Here is a 21,181-nt window from a genome sequence, read left to right as displayed (position 1 = left end):
ACGGGAATTGGACGCTCGTGCAGAAATTTCTGCCAATTTGCCTGCGAAAACTGCAGCGAAGCGGTATTTTCGGGAGCGAAGGCCAACACGCCGATTCCCCGGCTAGGCGACCAACTTCGCCCGGGGGCGCCGGCCCGTAATCAGTTGCTCTTGAAAACAATGGTTTTCGGGCAACGTACGCAAGGCCGTAATTAGGCTGACTTTTGCCTGGACTCGTCGGGCTTCGCAGTTCATTTGTCGTGGGGAGATGAACATGTCTTTCGTATTTGCGGTTCCGGATGTAGTCGAGGCAGCAGCACAGGATCTGACAAGCATCCGCTCAGCGCTCGATGAGGTCGCTCGGGCGGTCGCGGGTCCTACTACGGGGTTGGTTCCTGCAGCCGGCGACGAGGTGTCGTCGGCGATCGCAGCGCTCTTCGGTTCGTTCGGCGAGGAATTCCAGGCGCTCAACGCGGAAGTCGCGGCGTTCCATAACTCGTTCGTCAACGCTGTGGGGGGCGGGGCGGCCGCCTATGTGTCGGCCGAGGTCGCGAATAGCGCGGCGCTGCTGTCGGGTGGTGGTTCCCTCGCAGCGGACTTCGGCGGTGCGCTCGCCGGGTTTGGCGCCTCGCTCGGCGGGTCGCTGTCGGGTGGATTGAGCACGAGCCTGGGCGCGGGGCTCGGTGCTACCCTGGAGACCCTCCTCGGTGACGGTCTCGGCGGGATCGCCGCCCAGACAGGCGGTTTCATCCTGTCGGGTATCGGCAACGGGATGGTTCAGACCGGTAACGCCATCGTGCAGGCCGGGCTCGCCCTGGAAAGCAGCGGTGCGTTCCTGTCGGCTATGGGCGCCCAGATGGTCGCGCAGGCTAACGCCGCCCTTTCGGCGCTTTTGAGCGCGGACTTCGCGGCCAACATCAGCGCGGCTTTGAACGCAGGCGTCGGTGGCAGCTTGAGTGGCCTAGCGCAAACGGGAGCGACGCTGGCAGGCAACCTGGGTGCGGACATCAATGCGGCGATCAATGCGGTGTTGACGGGTAACCTGGCGTTGCCGGGTCTGCCGCCGTTCACGTTGCCGCCGTTGACGTTCCCGTCGTTGCCGGGTCTGCCGAATTTGGGTGCCGACATCAATGCGGCGATCAATGCGGTGTTGACGGGTAACCTGGCGTTGCCGGGTCTGCCGCCGTTCACGTTGCCGCCGTTGACGTTCCCGTCGTTGCCGGGTCTGCCGAATTTGGGTGCCGACATCAATGCGGCGATCAATGCGGTGTTGACGGGTAACCTGGCGTTGCCGGGTCTGCCGCCGTTCACCCTGCCGCCGTTGACGTTCCCGTCGTTGCCGGGTCTGCCGAATCTGGGTGCGGACATCAATGCGGCGATCAATGCGGTGTTGACGGGTAACCTGGCGCTGCCGGGTCTGCCGCCGTTCACCCTGCCGCCGTTGACCTTGCCGGGCCTGCCTCCGCTGCCCAACATCGGTGCCGACATCAACGCGGCCATCAACGCGGTGCTGACGGGTAACCTGGCGCTGCCCGGTCTGCCGCCGTTCACCCTGCCGCCGTTGACGTTCCCGCCGCTGCCGGGTCTGCCGAATCTGGGTGCCGACATCAACGCGGCCATCAACGCGGTGCTGACCGGTAACCTGGCCCTGCCCGGCTTGCCGCCGTTCACGTTGCCGCCGTTGACGTTCCCGCCGCTGCCGGGCCTGCCCAATCTGGGTGCCGACATCAACGCGGCCATCAATGCGGTGTTGACCGGTAACCTGGCCCTGCCGGGCTTGCCGCCGTTCACGCTGCCGGCGCTCCCACCGTTCACACTCCCGACGCTGCCGGACTTCGGCAACCTGGGTGTGGAACTCAGCGCCGCACTGAATGGGCTCAGTGGCTCGCTTAGCGCCTCGCTGAACGGGTTGGGGGCGTCGCTGAACGCGATGCTGAGCGGCAGCCTGAACCTGGGCGCCAACTTCAACGGGTTCATTCAGACGGGTGAGACGCTGGCGGCGAACTTCGCCACGGGGCTCGGCAACCTGGCTGGCAACATCGGGGCCGGCCTGAATGCTGCGATCCAGACCGGCGAGAACCTGGCCGCCAGCTTCTTTGCCGCGTTGCCGAACTTGTCGCTGCCCAACCTGGGACTGACGATCAACGCGGCACTGTCGGCGAGCCTCGGTGGCGCTCTCAACGGCCTGCTCCAGGCCGGCGGGACGCTGACAGGCGGTCTCACCGGCGGCCTCGCTGGCCTGGTTCGCGCCGGCGAGACGCTGGGCGGCAGCCTCGGTGGCGCGTTGATGGGCCTGGCGCAGACCGGCGGCACCCTGACGAACATCTGGGTGGACACCACCGCAGCCGTGGCCGACGCGCTCGGCACCGGTCTTGAAGCCAGCGTCGGCGTCGCGTTCCCGAGTCTCTTCCAGACCGGCGAGTCCATCGCGGTGGGAGTCGAGGACGCCGCCGCCGGGCTGCTCCAGACCGGCGGTTCTCTGACGGCCTCCGTGGAGACCGCCCTGACCGACCTGGGCCTGTCCCTGCAGGCCGCACTGAATGCCAGCCTGGGCATCGGCGTAGCGGCCTAGGAGGCATCACCCGCTCAGCGCCCCGGAGAGTGTCGGGCCCACAACCGACACAGCTCTCCGGGGCGCTGCCTTTAGCGACAGAGAATGGATTTGCAAACCACTGCATAATCATGCAGAATCGGCGGAATGGCCGACGTATTGAAGGTGGCGGTTGCCGGGGCCAGCGGCTACGCGGGCGGTGAGATTCTGCGGTTGCTGCTGGGGCATCCCGCCTACGCCGACGGCCGCATGTCGATCGGCGCCGTGACCGCCGCAGCCAGTGCCGGCACCAGGCTGGGCGAGCACCACCCCCACCTGACGCCGTTGGGGCAGCGGTTGGTCGAGCCCACTGACCCGGCCGTCCTGGCCGGCCATGACGTGGTCTTCCTGGCATTGCCGCACGGACATTCGGCGGCGCTGGCCGAACGGCTCGGCCACGACACCCTGGTCATCGACTGCGGCGCCGACTTCCGGCTCGCCGACGCCAAGGCCTGGGAGCGGTTCTACGAATCCCCGCACGCCGGAAGCTGGCCCTATGGCCTTCCGGAACTGCCCGGTGGGCGGGAGCGATTGCGTGGCGCGCGGCGCATCGCGGTTCCCGGCTGTTACCCCACCGCTGCGCTGCTGGCGTTGTGGCCTGCACTCGCCGAGGACCTGATCGAGGCCGCCGTCACGGTGGTGGCCGTCAGCGGCACGTCCGGGGCCGGTCGCGCGGCCAAGACGGATCTGCTCGGCTCGGAGGTCATCGGATCGGCTCGGGCCTACAACATCGCTGGCGCGCACCGGCACACCCCCGAGATCGCCCAAGGCCTGGGGGCGGTGACGGACCGTGGCGTGACGGTGTCGTTCACCCCGGTGCTCATACCGACGTCGCGCGGCATCCTCGCCACGTGCACCGCGCGTACCCGCTCGCCGCTGTCGCAGCTGCAGGCCGCCTATGAAAAGGCTTATGACGCAGAGCCGTTCGTCTATCTGATGCCCGAGGGTCAGCTGCCCCGGACCGGAGCCGTGATCGGCAGTAACGCGGCGCATATCGCGGTCGCGGTGGACGAGGCGGCCGAGACGTTCGTGGCGATCGCGGCGATCGACAACCTGGTCAAGGGCACGGGTGGCGCCGCAGTGCAGTCGATGAACATCGCCCTGGATTGGCCCGAGACGGAAGGCCTTTCAGTGGTGGGGGTCGCCCCGTGACTCGCACCACGGCACGATTGTTGCGCGAGCAGGGCGTCACCGCCCCCGCCGGGTTCCGGGCCGCCGGCATCGCGGCCGGCATCAAGGCGTCCGGCAAGCGCGACCTCGCCCTCGTGCTCAACGAAGGGCCGGACCACGCCGCCGCCGGGGTGTTCACCCGCAACAAAGTCAAAGCCGCGCCGGTGCTGTGGACCCAGCAGGTGCTGACCACCGGGCAGCTGCGGGCGGTGATCCTCAATTCCGGGGGTGCCAACGCCTGTACCGGACCCGGCGGATTCCAGGACACCCACGCCACCGCCGAGGCCGTCGCCGCCGCGCTGTCGGACTGGGGCACCGAGACCGGACCGATCGAAGTCGCGGTCTGCTCCACCGGGTTGATCGGTGACCGGCTGCCGATGGACAAGGTGCTCGCCGGCGTCGTGGAGATCGTCCGGCAGATGGCGGGCGGCCTGGGGGGCGGCGACGAAGCCGCGCAGGCCATCATGACCACCGACACCGTCCCCAAACAGGTTGCGCTGCACCATCCGGACAACTGGACCGTCGGCGGCATGGCCAAAGGGGCCGGTATGCTGGCGCCGTCCCTGGCCACGATGCTATGCGTGCTCACCACCGACGCCGTGGTCGAGCCCGCGGCGCTCGACCGGGCGCTGCGCCACGCCACCGCCCGCACCTTCGACCGGCTCGACGTCGACGGCTGCTGCTCGACCAACGACACCGTCCTGTTGCTGGCGTCGGGGGCCAGCGGGATCGCGCCGCCGCAGGATGCACTCGACGAGGCGGTGCTGGGTGTCTGCGACGACCTGTGCGCCCAGCTGCAGGCCGACGCCGAAGGGGTGACCAAGCGGGTCACCGTGACCGTGACGGGTGCGGCCTCCGAAGAGGACGCGGTGACCGCGGCGCGGGTGATCGCTCGTGACAGCCTGGTCAAGACGGCGGTGTTCGGGTCCGACCCGAACTGGGGCCGCGTGCTTGCCGCGGTCGGCATGGCGCCGGTCAGCCTCGATCCTGATCGAATTACGGTGTCGTTCAACGGATCCCCGGTTTGCGTCGACGGGGTCGGCACCCCGGGCGCCCGCGAGGTGGACCTGTCGGCCGCCGACATCGACATCACCGTCGACCTGCGCGTCGGCCAGTGCCGCGCCGCGATCCGCACCACCGACCTGTCCCACGGTTACGTCGAAGAGAACTCGGCCTACAGTTCATGACCATCGATACCGAAGCACTGGCCACCGGGGTCAAGGCCGAGATCCTGGCCGAGGCCTTGCCCTGGCTGAAGCAACTGCACGGCAAGATCGTCGTCATCAAGTACGGCGGCAACGCCATGACCGACGACGTGCTGCGCCAAGCCTTCGCGGCCGACATGGCGTTCCTGCGTAACTGCGGCATCCACCCGGTCGTCGTGCACGGCGGCGGACCGCAGATCACCGCAATGCTGCGCCGGCTCGGTCTCGAGGGTGATTTCAAGGGCGGCTTCCGGGTCACCACTCCCGAAGTGCTCGACGTGGCGCGGATGGTGTTGTTCGGGCAGGTCGGCCGCGAACTGGTGAACCTGATCAACGCCCACGGGCCCTACGCCGTCGGCATCACCGGCGAGGACGCGCAACTGTTCACGGCCGTGCGCCGCAGCGTCACCGTCGACGGGGTGGTCACCGACATCGGTCTGGTCGGTGATGTCGACAAGGTCAATACGGACGCGGTGCTGGACCTCATTGCGGCGCGGCGCATCCCGGTGGTGTCGACGCTGGCGCCGGACGCCGACGGCGTGGTGCACAACGTCAACGCCGACACCGCCGCAGCCGCGCTGGCCGAAGCGCTGCACGCCGAGAAGCTGCTGATGCTCACCGATGTCGAAGGCCTCTACACCAGCTGGCCGGACCGCGACTCGTTGGTCAGCGAAATAGACTCCGCCACTTTGGCGCAACTGCTGCCGACGCTGGAGGCGGGGATGATTCCGAAGGTGGAAGCCTGTCTGCGGGCCGTCACCGGGGGCGTGCCGAGCGCCCACGTCATCGACGGAAGGGTCAAACACTGTGTGCTGGTTGAGCTTTTCACCGACGCCGGGACCGGCACCAAGGTGGTGAAGGCGTGACTCACACGGAGGAGATGCGGCAGCGCTGGGAGGCCGTGATGATGAACAACTACGGCACCCCGCCGGTCGCGCTCGCCAGCGGCGAGGGCGCCGTGGTCACCGACGTGGACGGCAACACCTATCTGGACCTGCTCGGGGGCATCGCGGTCAACGTTCTCGGCCATCGTCATCCCGCGGTCATCGAGGCCGTCACGCATCAGATGGCCACGCTGGGCCACACCTCCAATCTCTATGCCACCGAACCCGGTATCACGCTGGCCGAAGAACTGGTCGCGCTGCTGGGGGCCGACGCCCCGGCACGGGTCCTGTTCTGCAACTCCGGGGCCGAAGCCAACGAAGCGGCGTTCAAGCTCTCCCGGCTCACCGGACGAACGAAACTGGTTGCCGCGCAGGGCGCTTTCCACGGCCGCACGATGGGAGCGCTCGCGCTGACCGGTCAGCCGGCCAAACAAGCACCGTTCGAGCCGCTGCCCGGGGACGTCACGCACGTGCCGTACGGCGACGTCGACGCGCTGGCCGCCGCGGTCGGAGATGACACCGCCGCGGTGTTCCTCGAACCGATCATGGGGGAGTGCGGCGTGGTCGTGCCGCCCGAGGGCTACTTGGCCGCCGCGCGCGACATCACCGCGCGGCACGGCGCCCTGCTGGTGCTCGACGAGGTACAGACCGGGATGGGCCGCACCGGCGCCTTTTTCGCCCACCAGCACGACGGCATCACTCCCGACGTGGTGACTTTGGCGAAGGGGCTCGGCGGCGGCCTGCCCATCGGGGCCTGCCTGGCCGTCGGTCCGGCCGCCGAACTGCTCACACCCGGCCTGCACGGCAGCACCTTCGGCGGGAACCCGATCTGTACCGCGGCGGCGCTGGCGGTGCTGCGGGTCCTGGCGGCCGAAGACCTCGTGCGCCATGCCGAGGTGGTGGGCAAGTCGGTGCGCCACGGCATCGAAGCGCTCGGCCACCCGCTGATCGACCACGTCCGCGGCCGTGGCCTGCTCTGGGGCATCGCGCTGACAGCGCCGCGGGCCAAGGAGGCCGAAACGGCCGCTCGCGAGCGCGGATTCCTCATCAACGCCGCGGCACCCGATGTGATCCGGTTGGCGCCGCCGCTGATCGTGACCGAGGCCCAGCTTGACGGGTTCATCGCCGCCCTGCCCGGCATCCTCGACATTGCCAGGGAAGCAGCATGATCCGGCACTTTCTGCGCGACGACGACCTGTCGCCCGACGAACAGGCCGAGGTGCTGCAACTGGCCGCCGAACTGAAGAAGGACCCGTTCAGCGCTCGGCCGCTGGAGGGCCCGCGCGGGGTCGCGGTCATCTTCGACAAGAACTCCACCCGCACCCGGTTCTCCTTCGAAGTGGGCATCGCCCAGCTCGGCGGTCACGCCGTCGTCGTCGACGGACGCAGCACCCAGCTGGGCCGCGACGAAACCCTGCAGGACACCGCGCAGGTGTTGTCCCGCTACGTCGAGGCCATCGTGTGGCGCACGTTCGGGCAGGACCGGCTCGAGGCCATGGCCTCGACCGCGACCGTGCCGGTGGTCAACGCGCTCTCCGACGAGTTCCACCCCTGCCAGGTGCTCGCCGACCTGCAGACTATCGCTGAGCGCAAGGGATCGCTAAAAGGCTTGCGGCTGGCCTATTTCGGTGACGGCGCCAACAACATGGCGCATTCGCTGATGCTCGGCGGGGTGACCGCCGGCATCCACGTCACCGTCGCCGCGCCGGGCGGCTTCGCCCCCGATCCCGCATACGTGGCGGCGGCCGCAGAGCGCGCCGAAACTACCGACGCCTCGGTCACCGTGACCGCCGACGCGGACGCGGCCGCCGCGGGCGCCGACGTCCTGGTGACCGACACCTGGACGTCGATGGGCCAGGAGGACGACGGGCTCGACCGGGTCGAGCCGTTCTGGCCGTTTCAGGTCAACGCGCGGCTGCTGGGCCTGGCGGACCCGGAAGCCATTGTGCTGCATTGCCTTCCGGCCCACCGCGGGCACGAGATCACCAATGAGGTGATGGACGGGCCGGCCAGCGCCGTGTGGGACGAGGCCGAGAATCGGCTGCACGCGCAGAAGGCGCTGCTGGTGTGGCTGCTGGAGCGGCGCTGATGACGCGATCGAAGACCACCCCCGAAACCACCCGGGCCGGACGCCAGGACCGCATCGTGGCGATCCTGTCCTCGGCGTCGATCAGCAGCCAAAGCGAGCTGGCGGCCCGGCTGGCCGACGAGGGCATCGAGGTCACCCAGGCCACGCTGTCCCGCGACCTCGAGGAGTTGGGTGCGGTGAAGCTGCGCGGCGCCGACGGCGGCGTGGGTGTCTATATCGTTCCCGAGGACGGCAGCCCGGTGCGCGGCGTGTCGGGCGGCACCGCGCGGCTGTCCCGGCTGCTCGGCGAGTTACTGGTGTCCGCCGACTCCAGCGCGAACCTCGCGGTGCTGCGCACCCCGCCCGGCGGGGCCAACTATTTGGCCAGCGCCATTGACCGCGCGGCGCTACCGTACGTCGTCGGCACCATCGCCGGTGACGACACCGTCTTCGTGGCCGCCCGCGACCCGATGACCGGCGCGGAGCTGGCCAGCACGCTCGAAAGTCTTACCTAGAGAAGGAGATTGGTTCATGTCCGAACGCGTCATCCTGGCGTATTCCGGCGGTCTGGACACCTCGGTGGCGATCAGCTGGATCGGCAAGGAGACCGGCCGCGAGGTGGTGGCGGTGGCGATCGACCTCGGCCAGGGCGGCGAAGACATGGAGCTCATCCGCCAGCGGGCCCTGGACTGCGGCGCCGTGGAGGCCGTCGTGGTCGATGCCCGCGACGAGTTCGCCGAGGGCTACTGCCTGCCGACGGTGCTCAACAACGCGCTCTACATGGACCGCTACCCGCTGGTGTCGGCGATCAGCCGGCCGCTGATCGTCAAGCACCTGGTGGCGGCCGCCCGCGAACACGGCGGCGGCATCGTCGCGCACGGCTGCACCGGCAAGGGCAACGACCAGGTCCGCTTCGAGGTCGGATTCGCCTCGCTGGCACCGGATCTGGAGGTGCTGGCGCCGGTCCGCGACTACGCCTGGACCCGGGAGAAGGCGATCGCGTTCGCCGAGGAGAACGCCATCCCGATCAATGTCACCAAGCGCTCGCCGTTCTCGATCGACCAGAACGTGTGGGGCCGCGCGGTGGAGACCGGCTTCCTGGAACACCTGTGGAACGCGCCCACCAAGGACATCTACGCCTACACCGAGGACCCGACCCTGAACTGGAGCACGCCCGACGAAGTGGTCGTCGGGTTCGAGGGCGGCGCGCCGGTGTCCATCGACGGCAAGAAGGTGTCGATGCTGCAGGCCATCGAGGAGCTCAATCGCCGCGCCGGCGCCCAGGGCGTCGGGCGCCTCGACGTCGTCGAGGACCGGCTGGTGGGCATCAAGAGCCGCGAGATCTACGAGGCGCCCGGCGCCATGGTCCTGATCACCGCGCACGCGGAACTCGAGCACGTCACCCTCGAACGCGAGCTGGCCCGCTTCAAGCGGCAGACCGACCAGCGCTGGGCCGAGCTGGTGTATGACGGGCTGTGGTACTCGCCGCTGAAGACCGCGCTGGAGAGTTTCGTCGCCAAGACCCAGGAGCACGTCTCGGGGGAGATCCGGATGGTGCTGCACGGCGGCCACATCGCGGTGAACGGCCGGCGCAGCGCCGAGTCGCTCTACGACTTCAACCTGGCCACCTACGACGAGGGCGACAGCTTCGACCAGTCGGCGGCCAAGGGCTTCGTCTACGTGCACGGGTTGTCTTCGAAGATCGCCGCCCGCCGGGACCAGCGGTGACCTTCCTCCAGCGGTGTTCGCCGGGCCCTGCCCGGCCACCAGACGCAGAATCGCATCGACATGCCGATCTGCGTGCGATTCTGTGTCTGCTCGCGGAGGAACAGTGCTCGCGGAGGAACAGTGCTCGCGGAGGAACAGTGAGCGCGGAGGAACAGTGAGCGTGGAGGAACAGTGAGCACGCGCGAAGGTTCCCTGTGGGGCGGGCGGTTCGCCGACGGGCCCTCCGACGCGCTGGCCGCGCTGAGCAAGTCAACGCACTTCGACTGGGTGCTGGCCCCCTACGACATCGTCGCCTCGCGGGCGCACACCATGGTCCTGTTCCGGGCCGGGCTGCTCACCGAAGAGCAGCGCGACGGGCTGCTGGCCGGGCTGGACAGCCTTGCGCAGGACGTCGCCGACGGCAGCTTCGGCCCGCTGGCCAGTGACGAGGACGTGCACGCCGCGCTGGAGCGCGGGCTGATCGACCGGGTGGGGCCCGAGCTGGGGGGCCGCCTGCGGGCCGGCCGGTCCCGCAACGACCAGATCGCCACCCTGTTCCGGATGTGGCTGCGCGATGCGGTGCGCCGGGTCGCCAACGGCGCGCTCGACGTCGTCGCGGCGCTGGCCGCCCAGGCCGCCGCCCACCCGACGGCGATCATGCCCGGCAAGACACACCTGCAGTCGGCCCAGCCGATCCTGCTCGCCCACCACCTGCTCGCGCACGCCCATCCGTTGCTCCGCGACGTCGACCGCATCCTCGACTTCGACAAGCGCGCCGCGGTGTCCCCGTACGGCTCGGGGGCCCTGGCCGGGTCCTCGCTCGGCCTGGACCCCGACCGGATCGCGCACGAGCTGGGGTTCTTGACTTCCGCCGAGAACTCGGTCGACGCGACCGCAGCCCGTGATTTCGCCGCCGAGGCCGCGTTCGTGTTCGCCATGATCGCCGTCGACCTGTCGCGGCTCGCCGAGGACATCATCATCTGGAGTTCGACGGAGTTCGGCTACGTGACGCTGCACGACTCGTGGTCCACCGGCAGCTCGATCATGCCGCAGAAGAAGAACCCCGACATCGCCGAGCTGGCCCGGGGCAAGTGTGGGCGGCTGATCGGCAACCTCGCGGGACTGCTGGCCACCCTGAAGGCGCAGCCGCTGGCCTACAACCGCGACCTGCAGGAAGACAAGGAGCCGGTGTTCGACTCGGCGGCCCAGCTGGAGCTGGTCTTGCCGGCGATGGCCGGCCTGGTCGCCAGCCTCACCTTCAACGTCGACCGGATGGCGGCGCTGGCCCCGGCCGGCTACACCCTGGCCACCGACATCGCCGAATGGCTGGTCCGCCAGGGCGTGCCCTTCCGGTCGGCCCACGAGGCCGCCGGGGCCGCCGTGCGCGCGGCCGAGGTGCGCGGCGTCGGGCTCGACGAGCTGACCGACGACGAACTCGCCGCCATCAGTCCCGGGCTCACGCCCCAGGTCCGGGAAGTGCTGACCATCGAGGGTTCGGTGTCGTCGCGGGACGAGCGGGGAGGCACCGCGCCGAGCCGCGTGTCCGAGCAGCTCACGGCCCTATTGGACACGTGTCGAGGCCTTAGGGCCCGGCTGGAGTGACATTGGTCTCCGTACCCGTCGTCCGCGAGCGGTCTAAACTTCGACTTTAAGTATCCGGGTGAACCCCTCGCCCTGGATCTTCGTAACCAAAGGGTGGGACCCATGAGCGTCATCGCCGGAGTCTTCGGCGCGTTGCCGCCGCATCGCTACACGCAGCATGAGCTCACCGAATTCTTCCTCAGCGTTCCCAAGTTCGAGGGCTACGAGGACATCGTCCGGCAGCTGCACGCCAGCGCCAAGGTCAACAGCCGGCACCTGGTCCTGCCCCTGGAGCAGTACCCGACGCTGACCGAGTTCGGGATGGCCAACCGGATCTTCATCGAGAAAGCCGTCGACCTGGGCTGTGAGGCCCTCTCGGGCGCGCTGGACGAGGCGGGTCTGCGGCCAGAGGACCTGGACGTGCTGATCACGACGACCGTGACCGGTCTGGCCTCCCCGACGCTGGATGCCCGGATCGCCGCGCGGCTCGGGCTGCGCGACGACGTGCGCCGCGTACCGTTGTTCGGCCTGGGCTGCGTGGCGGGGGCGGCCGGGGTGGCCCGCCTGAACGACTACCTGCGGGGCGCCCCGGACGACGTCGCCGCCCTGGTGTCGGTGGAGCTGTGCTCGCTCACCTACCCGGGATACCAGCCGTCGCTGGCGGGCCTGGTCGGCAGCGCCCTGTTCGCCGACGGCGCCGGGGCGGTGGTGGCCGTCGGCGACCGCCGCGCCGAACAGGTCGGCGCCGCCGGACCCAGCATCCGCGATTCGCGCAGCCACCTATACCCCGATTCCCTGCGGACCATGGGCTACGACGTCGGCGCCACCGGGTTCGAGCTCGTGCTGTCGAAGGACGTCGCCGCCGTCGTCGAGCAGTACCTGTACGACGACGTCACCGGGCTCCTCGGTGAGCACGGCCTGGACACCACGGACATCGGCGCGTGGGTCAGCCACCCCGGCGGTCCCAAGGTGATCGAGGCGATCAACGCCAGTTTGAGTCTTCCGCCGGAGGCCCTGGAGCTGACGTGGCGCTCGCTCGGCGAGATCGGCAACCTCTCGTCGGCGTCGGTCCTGCACGTCCTGCGCGACACCATCGCCAAGCCGCCCCCCGCCGACAGCCCGGGGTTGATGCTGGCGCTGGGTCCCGGCTTCTGTTCCGAACTCGTTTTGCTGCGCTGGCACTGATGCGCTTGTGGCCAGCCCCGGAAGGACCTGCGCGTAGCGTGAAGGCGCCGCTTTGGGTTCCGACGATGCGTGACGCAAAAGGCCGCCTTCGATGAACGGCGGCCCGGACCAGCTTGTCGACGCGCTCCGCAAGACGCTGAAGGAAAACGAGCGCCTCAAGCGGGAGAACCTGCAGTCTCTCGCCCGGACCACCGAGCCCATCGCGATCGTGGGGATGGGCTGCCGGTATCCCGGCGGGGTCGATTCCCCGGAAGCCCTGTGGCAGGTGGCCTTTCAGGGCCGTGACGTGGTGTCTGAGTTCCCCTCGGACCGCGGTTGGGAGCTCGCGACGCTGTTCGACTCCGACCCCGACGCGGTCGGCAAGTCCTACGCCCGGGCCGGCGGATTCCTCTCGGACGTCGCCGATTTCGACGCCGCGTTCTTCAACATCGCGCCCAGCGAGGCGCTGGCGATGGATCCCCAGCAGCGCCTGCTGCTGGAGGTGTCGTGGGAAGCGTTGGAGCGGGCCGGAATTGACCCGCTGATGTTGCGCGGATCGCCGACAGGCGTCTTCACCGGGATCTTCCACGGTTCCTACGGCGGCCAGGGCCGCGTGCCGGGCGACCTGGAGCGATACGGGATGCGCGGCTCGACCTTGAGCGTGGCGTCGGGCCGGGTCGCCTACGTGCTGGGGCTGGAAGGCCCTGCGGTATCGGTGGATACGGCATGTTCGTCGTCGCTGGTCGCCATGCACTTGGCGGCGCAGTCGCTGCGCTCGCGGGAATGTGACCTTGCGCTGGCCGGCGGCGCGACCGTGATGGCCACGCCGGCGATGTTCGTGGAGTTCAGCCGGCAGCGCGCGCTGTCCGCCGACGGCCGCTGCAAGGCGTACGCGGGCGCCGCCGACGGGACCGGATTCTCCGAGGGCGCCGGCGTTTTGGTGTTGGAGCGGTTGGCCGATGCGCGACGGCTGGGGCACCCGGTGCTGGCGGTCCTGCGCGGTTCCGCGGTGAACCAGGACGGCGCCTCGAACGGCTTGGCGACGCCCAACGGGCCGTCGCAGCAGCGGGTGATCCGCGCGGCGCTGTCCAACGCCCGGCTGGCCGCGGCGGACGTGGACCTGGTGGAGGGCCACGGAACCGGGACCACGTTGGGCGATCCCATTGAGGCACAAGCACTTCTGGCCACCTACGGGCAGCACCGTCCACCGGACCGGCCGCTGTGGCTGGGATCGATCAAGTCGAACATGGGTCACACGCAGGCCGCCGCGGGGGTGGCCGGCGTGGTCAAGATGGTGCAGGCGATGCGCCACGAGGTGTTGCCGGCGACCCTGCACGTGGACCAGCCCAGCCCGCACGTGGACTGGTCGGCGGGATCGGTGAGGCTGCTGACCGAGGCGCGGGCCTGGCCGGCCGACGGTCGCCCGCGCCGCGCGGGGGTGTCGTCGTTCGGGATCAGCGGCACCAACGCGCACGTGATCGTGGAGGCCCCGCCCGCGCGGCCGCGCGTCGACGAACGGCCCGAATTGCCGGTGCTGCCATGGGTACTCGCGGCCAAGTCCGCGCCGGCGCTATCGGCGCAGGCCGCGCGGCTGGCCGCCCACCTGAAGGCGCATCCCGAACTCGGCGCCGCCGACGTCGGGTGGACTTTGGCGGGCCGGTCGGCGTTCGAGCACCGCGCGGTGGTGGTCGGCGCGGACCGCGACCAGTTGCTGGCCGGGCTCGACGAGTTGGCCGGTGGCGACGTGGGCTCGGGGATCCGCGGCACCGCCACCCCCGCGGGCAAGACCGTGTTCGTCTTCCCGGGGCAGGGCTCGCAATGGCTGGGCATGGGCATGGGGCTGCACGCCGGCTACCCGGTGTTCGCCGAGGCCTTCAACACCGTGGTGGCCGAGCTCGACCGGCACTTGCTGCGACCGCTGCGCGAGGTGATGTGGGGGCATGACGAAAACCTGCTGAGCGCCACCGAATTCGCTCAGCCCGCCCTGTTCGCGGTGGAAGTGGCGTTGTTCCGGTTGCTCGAATCCTGGGGCGTGCGGCCCGACTTCGTGATGGGTCATTCGGTCGGCGAGTTGTCGGCGGCCCACGTCGCCGGCGTGCTGTCGCTGGAGAACGCGGCGGTGCTGGTGGCCGCGCGCGGCCGGTTCATGCAGGCCCTGCCGCCGGGCGGGGCGATGTTCGCCGTGCAGGCCACCGAGGAGGAGGTGCGCCCCCTGCTGAGCGAGCAGGTCGGCCTCGCGGCGGTCAACGGTCCGGAGTCCGTGGTGGTTTCGGGCGCCGAAGGCGCCGCGGCCGCCGTGGTGGACCGGTTGGCCGCGTCGGGCCGGCGGGTGCACCGGGTGGCGGTCTCCCACGCGGTCCATTCGTCGTTGATGGAACCCATGCTCGAGGAGTTCGGGACGGTCGCGTCCGGCCTCGCCGTCGGGCAACCGGCGATCCCGATCGTGTCGAACCTGACCGGCGGGCCGGCCGGGGACGACTTCGCCTCGCCCGCCTACTGGAAGCGGCACATCCGCGAGGCGGTCCGCTTCGCCGACAGCATCCGCTTCGCGCATTCCGCCGGCGCGACACGGTTTTTCGAGGTCGGTCCGGCCAGCGGGCTGACGGCCTCGATCGAGGAACTGCTGGCCGACGCGCCGGTCACCACGGTGTCCGCGCTGCGCCGTGACCGCCCCGAACCGGAGGCGCTGACCGACGCGGTCGCGCGCGGCTTCGTCACCGGCATGCCGGTGAATTGGCGCGGCGCGCTGGGAACGGCCGACCTCGTGGAGTTGCCCACGTACGCCTTTGAGCGCCGGCGGTTCTGGTTGTCGAACGACGGCGCCGCCGTCGATGCCGCCGGGCTGGGGCTGGGCGCGGGCGATCACCCGCTGCTGGGCGCGGTGGTGGAATTGCCGGCGTCCGGCGGTGTGGTGCTGACGGGCCGGCTGGCGCCGAGGGTGCAGGGCTGGCTGGCCGATCACGCCGTCGGTGGCATGGTGCTGTTCCCCGGCGCGGGATTCGTCGAGCTGGTGGTGCGCGCCGCCGACGAGGTCGGCTGCTCGGTCATCGATGAGCTGACTCTGGCGGCTCCGTTGGTGCTGCCCACGTCCGGGGCGGTGCAGGTTCAGGTCGTGGTGGGCGGTCCCGACGAACTGGGCGGCCGCGCGGTGTCGGTGTTCTCGCGTGGCGAGGCCGGATCCGGCTGGGTGCTGCACGCGGAGGGCCTGCTGAGCGCGGGGTCGGTCGCGCCGTCCGCGGACCTGTCGGTGTGGCCGCCGGTGGGCGCGGTCGCGCTGGACGTCGGTGACGGGTACGAGCGGCTGGCCGAACGCGGGTACGGGTACGGCCCGGCGTTCCGCGGCCTCACGTCGATGTGGCGCCGGGGCGACGAGATCTTCGCGGAGGTGACGCTTCCGGCGGACGCGGGCGTGTCCGCGGCCGGCTTCGGGGTGCACCCGGCGGTCCTCGATGCGGCCCTGCACGCGGTGATCCTCGGCTCCGAAAGCGGCGAGCTTGCCGAGGGTTCGGTGCTGGTGCCGTTCTCCTGGCAGCGCGTCTCGCTGCACGCGGCGGGGGCGTCGGCCGTGCGCGCCCGGATGGCGCCGACGGGGCCCGCCGGATCCGCCGCCGTCTCGATCGAGCTTGCCGACGCCCTGGGGCTGCCGGTGCTGTCGGTGTCGTCGATGGTGGCGCGGCCGGTCACCGACCAGCAGTTGCTCGCCGCGGTGTCGAACTCGGGCCCGGACCGGCTCTTCGAGGTGGTCTGGTCGGCCCAGTCGCCGGACGCCGCCCCGCCGGTGTCGGTATACCGCTGGGGCACAACGGAATTGCAGGACGCGGAGTCGGAATCGGCGGCTTACCTGTATGAGTCGGCGGCGGGCTGCGGCGATGTTGTCTCCGAGGCGTATGCGGCGTCCCGCGCGGCGCTGACGGTGCTGCAGGAGTGGTTGGGCCGCGAGCGGGCCGGGACGCTGGTCGTGGCGACCCGGCGAGCGGTGGCGTTGCCGGGGGAGGACGTCACCGACCTGGGCGGCGCGGCCGTCTGGGGGCTGGTGCGCTCGGCGCAGACCGAGCACCCCGGCCGGATCGTGCTCGTGGACAGTGACGCGCCCCTGGACGACGACGCCGTGGCCCGGGCCCTGGCGGTCGGTGAGCCGCAGGCGGTGCTGCGTGGTGGCGCGGTGCATACCGGGCGGGTGCACGGCAGCCGCGCGGTGAGCGGGCTGCTGGTGCCGCCGGGCGACGGCGCGTGGCGGCTGGGCATGAGCAGCCGCGGAACCTTCGAGAACCTGCGGTTGGAGCGCATCCCCGACGCCGACGCGCCGCTGGCCCCCGGTCACGTGCGGGTCGCGCTGTCGGCGATCGCCGCCAACTTCCGCGACGTCATGATCGCGCTGGGCCTCTACCCCGACCCCGACGCGGTCATGGGCGTGGAGGCCTGCGGCGTCGTGGTCGAAACCGCCTCGGATGGCTGCGGTTTCACGGTCGGCGACCGCGTGATGGGATTGTTCCCCGAGGGCACCGGAACCGTCGCGGTGACCGATCACCGGCTGCTGGTCAAGGTGCCTCCAGGATGGTCACACACGGCCGCCGCCACCGCGACGGTGGTGTTCGCGACCGCCTACTACGCGCTGCGGGACCTGGCCGACGTCAAGCCCGGGCAGCGCGTCCTGGTGCACGCCGCGGCCGGGGTGGCCGCCGGGGACCCCGCGGCGGGCGTGGTGGTCGGCCGCGCGCAGCAGGTCGGCAAGACGGTCTTCGTGTTCCCCGGCCAGGGCTCCCAATGGGTCGGCATGGGCGCCGAATTGCTCGAGACTTCACCGGTTTTCGCCGACCACCTGCACCGCTGCGACAAGGCGCTGTCCGAGCACGTGCAGTGGTCGCTGGTCGACGTGCTGCGCCAGGTCCCGGGTGCGCCGGGCCTGGACAGGGTGGATGTGGTGCAGCCCGCGCTGTGGGCGGTCATGGTATCGCTGGCGGAATTGTGGCGCTCGGCGGGCGTGGTTCCCGACGCGGTGATCGGGCATTCGCAGGGCGAGATCGCCGCCGCCTCGGTGGCCGGGGCGTTGACGCTCGAAGACGCCGCGCGCGTGGTTGCGCTGCGAAGCCGGCTGCTGCTGGAGCTGTCGGGCGCGGGCGGCATGGCCTCGCTGGCCTGCGGACCGGGGCACGCGCGGGAGCTGCTGGCCCCGTGGGGTGATCGGCTCAGCATCGCCGCGGTCAACGGGGTCTCGGCGGTCGCGGTGTCGGGCGAGGTGGAGGCGCTGGCCGAGCTGGTGCGCCGCTGCGACGCCGACGGTGTCCGCGCCCGCCTGATCGACGTCGACTATGCGTCCCACTCCGCGCAGGTCGACGCGATCCGGGGGTCGCTGGCCGACGCGCTGGCCGGCATCGAACCCCGATCGTGCCCGGTGGCCTTCTTCTCCACCGTGACCGGCGAGCTGATGGACACCGCCGGCCTTGATCCCGACTACTGGTACGAAAACATCCGGCAGACGGTGCAATTCGAGCGCGCCGTGCGCAGCGCGTGCGACGCGGGGTACCGGGCGTTCGTCGAAGCCAGCCCGCATCCCATCCTGGTCACCGGCGTCGAGGAGGTCTGGGCGCAGAGCCGTCCGGATGACAATCCGATCGTCATACCCACCCTGGGCCGCGACGAGGGCGGGCTGCAGCGTTTTTGGCTGTCGGCGGGCGAAGCCCACGTGGCGGGCGTCGCGGTCGATTGGCGCTCCGCCCTCGCCGGCATCGGCGCTCGCCGGGTCGAGCTGCCGACGTACGGGTTTGTCCGGCAACGCTTCTGGCTGCCCGGGGGGTACGTCGGCTCCGGGGATGCGGCCGGCATGGGGTTGGTGCCGACCGAGCACGCCCTGCTGGGCGCGGTCATACCGCGGCCCGACTCCGGCGGAGTGGTGCTGACGGGCCGGATCTCCACCGTTGCGCAGCCGTGGCTGTCCGACCATGCGGTGGCCGGGACGGTGATACTGCCCGGGGCGGCGTTCGTCGAGCTGGCCGTGCGCGCCGGCGACGAGGTCGGATGCGCGGTGGTCGAGGAGTTGACGCTGTCGAACCCCCTGGTGCTGCCGTCCGGCGGCGCTGTTCAGGTGCAGGTGGTGGTCGGCGCCGACGACGGGTCGGGCCGGCGCGAGCTCTCGGTGTATTCAGCCTCAGCGCAACCGGATTCGGACTGGTTCCTACACGCGCACGGAACGGTGAGCGCCGGATCGCCCGCGGCGCCCGCGGACCTGTCGGTGTGGCCGCCGGTGGGCGCCTCGGCGGTGGACGTCGCCGGCGCCTATGAAGCGCTCGCCCGGCGCGGCTACGAGTATGGGCCGGCCTTCCGGGGTCTGCGGGCCATGTGGCGACGGGGCGACGAGATCTTCGCCGAGGTCGCCGTGCCGCAGGACGGCGGCGCGCCGGCCGGCGGCTTCGATGTGCACCCGGTGCTGCTGGATGCGGCCCTGCACGCGCTGGGGGTGGCCGGCGAGGGTGACCGGACAGTCCTGCCGTTCTCGTGGCAGGGCGTGTCACTGCGCGCGACGGGGGCGACGCGGGCGCGGGTCCGTATTGCACCGGCCGAAACCGGTTCCATCTCGATCGAGATGGCCGACGCGACGGGCCTGCCGGTGCTGTCCGTTCAGTCGTTGGCGATGCGTCCCGTGTCGCCGGGGCAGCTGGCGGTCGCCGCGGCCCCGCTGGATTCCGGGCTTTTGGAAGTGCACTGGCGCCCGACCGCGCTGGACTCCAACGAGTTTGGCGGCGACGTGGTCGTCTGGGACCCGCGGGCCGCGGGGCCCGACGTCGTGGAGTCGGTGCACGCGACCGCCCGCGAGGCGCTGCAGGTGCTGCAGTCGTGGCTGGATGGCGACGACTCCGGGACGCTGGTCGTCCTGACTCGCGGGGCGGTCGCGCTCCCCGGCGAAGACGTCACCGACCTGGCCGGTGCCGCGGTGTGGGGACTGGTCCGGTCGGCGCAGGCCGAACATCCCGGCCGGGTGGTGCTGATCGACTCCGACGATTCGCTGGAGCCGAGCGCGGTGATCGGTTGCGGCGAGCCGCAATTGGTCGTGCGGGCCGGGGCCGCATACGCGGCCCGCCTCACTCCGGCGGCGGCGGAGTCGGTGTTGACGTTGCCGCCGCAGGCCTGGCGCGTGGACGCCGGAAGCGGTGGCACGTTCGAGGACCTGATGGTAGCCCCCTGCCCCCGGGAGGAGTTGGAGCCCGGTCACGTGCGGGTGGCGGTGGCGGCCGTGGGCGTCAACTTCCGCGATGTGCTCGTCGCCCTGGGCATGTACCCGGGCGGTGGCCGGCTGGGGGCCGAGGGCGCCGGGCTGGTGGTCGAGGTCGGGCCCGGGGTGACCGGCCTGGCGGTCGGCGACGCGGTGATGGGATTGCTCGGCGTGGTCGGTTCGGAAGCGGTGGTGGACGAGCGGCTGCTGGTGCGGGTGCCGTCGGGGTGGTCGCTGACGCGGGCCGCCGGGGTGCCCGTGGTGTTCTTGACCGCGCTGTACGGGTTGTCCTCGTTGGCCGGACTGCGGGGCGGGGAACGGGTATTGGTGCATGCCGCCACCGGTGGGGTCGGAATGGCCGCGGTGCAGCTGGCCCGCCATTGGGGCGCGGAGGTTTTCGCGACCGCCAGCCGGGGCAAATGGGACGTGCTGCGCGCCATGGGCTTTGACGACGAACACATCGGCGACTCGCGGACGTTGGAATTCGAGGAGAAGTTCGGGACGACGACCGGGGGAGCCGGAGTCGACGTGGTGCTCAACTCGTTGGCCGGCGACTTCACCGACGCTTCGCTTCGCCTACTGGCGCCGGGCGGGCGTTTCATCGAGATGGGCAAGACCGACCCGCGCGACGCGCAGGCGGTCGCCGAACAATACCGGGGAGCGCAATACCGGGCCTTCGACCTGATCGAGGTCGGGCCGGAACGCACCGCCGCCATGCTGTCCGAGATCATGCGGCTGCTGGACGGCGGCGCGCTGCACCCGCTGCCGCAGAAGGCATTCGACGTCCGCTGCGCCCCGGCGGCCTACCGCTACGTCAGCTCGGCCCGTCACATCGGCAAGGTGGTGCTCACCGTCCCGGACGGTCCCGGGCAGGCGCTCAGCGGCTGCGGTGGCGGGCTGGCCGGGGGCAGCGTGGTGATCACGGGCGGCACCGGGATGGCCGGTTCGGCGCTTGCGCGTCATCTCGTGCGGCGTTACGGGGTGGGTCACGTGGTGCTGGCCAGCCGCTCCGGCTCCGACGCCGCGGGGGTGTCCGAACTGGTGCGTCGGCTCACTCAAGACGGCGCGGAGGTGTCCGTGGTGGCCTGCGACGTCGCGGACCGCGACGCGGTGGCGCGGATGCTTGCCGGCATCCCGGCGCACTACCCGCTGCGGGCGGTCATCCATGCCGCGGGCATCCTCGACGACGGCCTCATCTCGTCGCTGACCCCGGACCGCGTGGATGCGGTGTTGCGGGCGAAGGTCGACGGCGCCTGGAACCTGCACGAGCAGACCAAGGACCTGGATCTGTCGGCGTTCGTGGTGTTTTCGTCGATGGCGGGGATCGTCGGCACTCCCGGTCAAGCCAACTACGCGGCGGCCAACAGCTTCCTCGACGGCCTGATGACCCACCGACGCGCGCACGGACTCCCCGGGCTGTCGCTGGCGTGGGGGCTCTGGGAGGAAGCGTCGGCGATGACGGCACACCTCGGCGACCGGGACAAGGCCCGCATGGGCCGTATCGGCCTTGCCCCGCTGTCGACCGAGCAGGCGCTCGACGCCTTCGACACCGCCCAGCTGATGGACCACTCCCTGCTGGTCGCCGCCCGCGTGGACCGCAACGCCCTCGCCGCCTGAAAAACGCCA

The 21,181-nt window shown here is 70.7% G+C and carries 9 protein-coding genes and 2 pseudogenes; all 11 read left to right on the top strand.

Going from position 1 to position 21,181, the window contains the following annotated elements; translation table 11 throughout:
- Positions 1–247: 247 nt before the first annotated feature.
- A complete protein-coding gene (locus BN971_RS05410) occupies positions 248–2,551 on the top strand; it encodes a PE domain-containing protein (RefSeq protein ID WP_090349843.1) in 2,304 nt (767 codons plus the stop codon).
- 110 nt (positions 2,552–2,661) lie between these two features.
- Positions 2,662–3,721, top strand: a pseudogene (gene argC, locus BN971_RS05405) (N-acetyl-gamma-glutamyl-phosphate reductase).
- Entirely contained in the window at positions 3,718–4,926 is a 1,209-nt protein-coding gene (argJ, locus tag BN971_RS05400) for a bifunctional glutamate N-acetyltransferase/amino-acid acetyltransferase ArgJ (RefSeq protein ID WP_085181808.1), read from the top strand. The pseudogene argC and the gene argJ overlap by 4 nt, the downstream one beginning before the upstream one ends.
- Positions 4,923–5,810, top strand: a complete 888-nt coding sequence (gene argB, locus BN971_RS05395; protein ID WP_085181809.1) for an acetylglutamate kinase — start codon at positions 4,923–4,925, stop codon at positions 5,808–5,810. The genes argJ and argB overlap by 4 nt, the downstream gene beginning before the upstream one ends.
- Positions 5,807–6,997, top strand: a complete 1,191-nt coding sequence (locus BN971_RS05390; protein ID WP_264028423.1) for an acetylornithine transaminase — start codon at positions 5,807–5,809, stop codon at positions 6,995–6,997. Before argB ends, BN971_RS05390 begins: the two co-directional genes overlap by 4 nt.
- Positions 6,994–7,917 carry an ornithine carbamoyltransferase gene (gene argF / locus BN971_RS05385; RefSeq protein WP_085181810.1) on the top strand — a complete coding sequence of 308 codons (924 nt, stop codon included), beginning with the start codon at positions 6,994–6,996 and terminating at the stop codon, positions 7,915–7,917. The genes BN971_RS05390 and argF overlap by 4 nt, the downstream gene beginning before the upstream one ends.
- Complete coding sequence (locus BN971_RS05380) at positions 7,917–8,411, top strand: arginine repressor (protein WP_085181811.1); 495 nt, start codon at positions 7,917–7,919, stop codon at positions 8,409–8,411. Before argF ends, BN971_RS05380 begins: the two co-directional genes overlap by 1 nt.
- A 16-nt stretch (positions 8,412–8,427) precedes the next feature.
- Positions 8,428–9,624: an argininosuccinate synthase gene (locus BN971_RS05375; RefSeq protein ID WP_085181812.1), complete on the top strand. Its 1,197-nt coding sequence runs from the start codon at positions 8,428–8,430 to the stop codon at positions 9,622–9,624.
- A gap of 171 nt (positions 9,625–9,795) precedes the next feature.
- Positions 9,796–11,205, top strand: a complete 1,410-nt coding sequence (argH, locus tag BN971_RS05370; RefSeq protein WP_085181813.1) for an argininosuccinate lyase — start codon at positions 9,796–9,798, stop codon at positions 11,203–11,205.
- Between the two features lie 102 nt (positions 11,206–11,307).
- Entirely contained in the window at positions 11,308–12,369 is a 1,062-nt protein-coding gene (locus BN971_RS05365) for a type III polyketide synthase (protein WP_085181814.1), read from the top strand.
- Positions 12,370–12,460: 91 nt separating this feature from the next.
- A pseudogene (locus tag BN971_RS05360) lies at positions 12,461–21,148 on the top strand (SDR family NAD(P)-dependent oxidoreductase); the annotation flags it as partial.
- Positions 21,149–21,181 lie beyond the last annotated feature (33 nt).

Origin of the sequence: Mycobacterium bohemicum DSM 44277, from assembly GCF_001053185.1 — a bacterium.
Classification (GTDB): domain Bacteria; phylum Actinomycetota; class Actinomycetes; order Mycobacteriales; family Mycobacteriaceae; genus Mycobacterium; species Mycobacterium bohemicum.
Note: the sequence above shows the minus strand (reverse complement) of the source record. Positions and strands in the feature narration are given on the sequence as shown.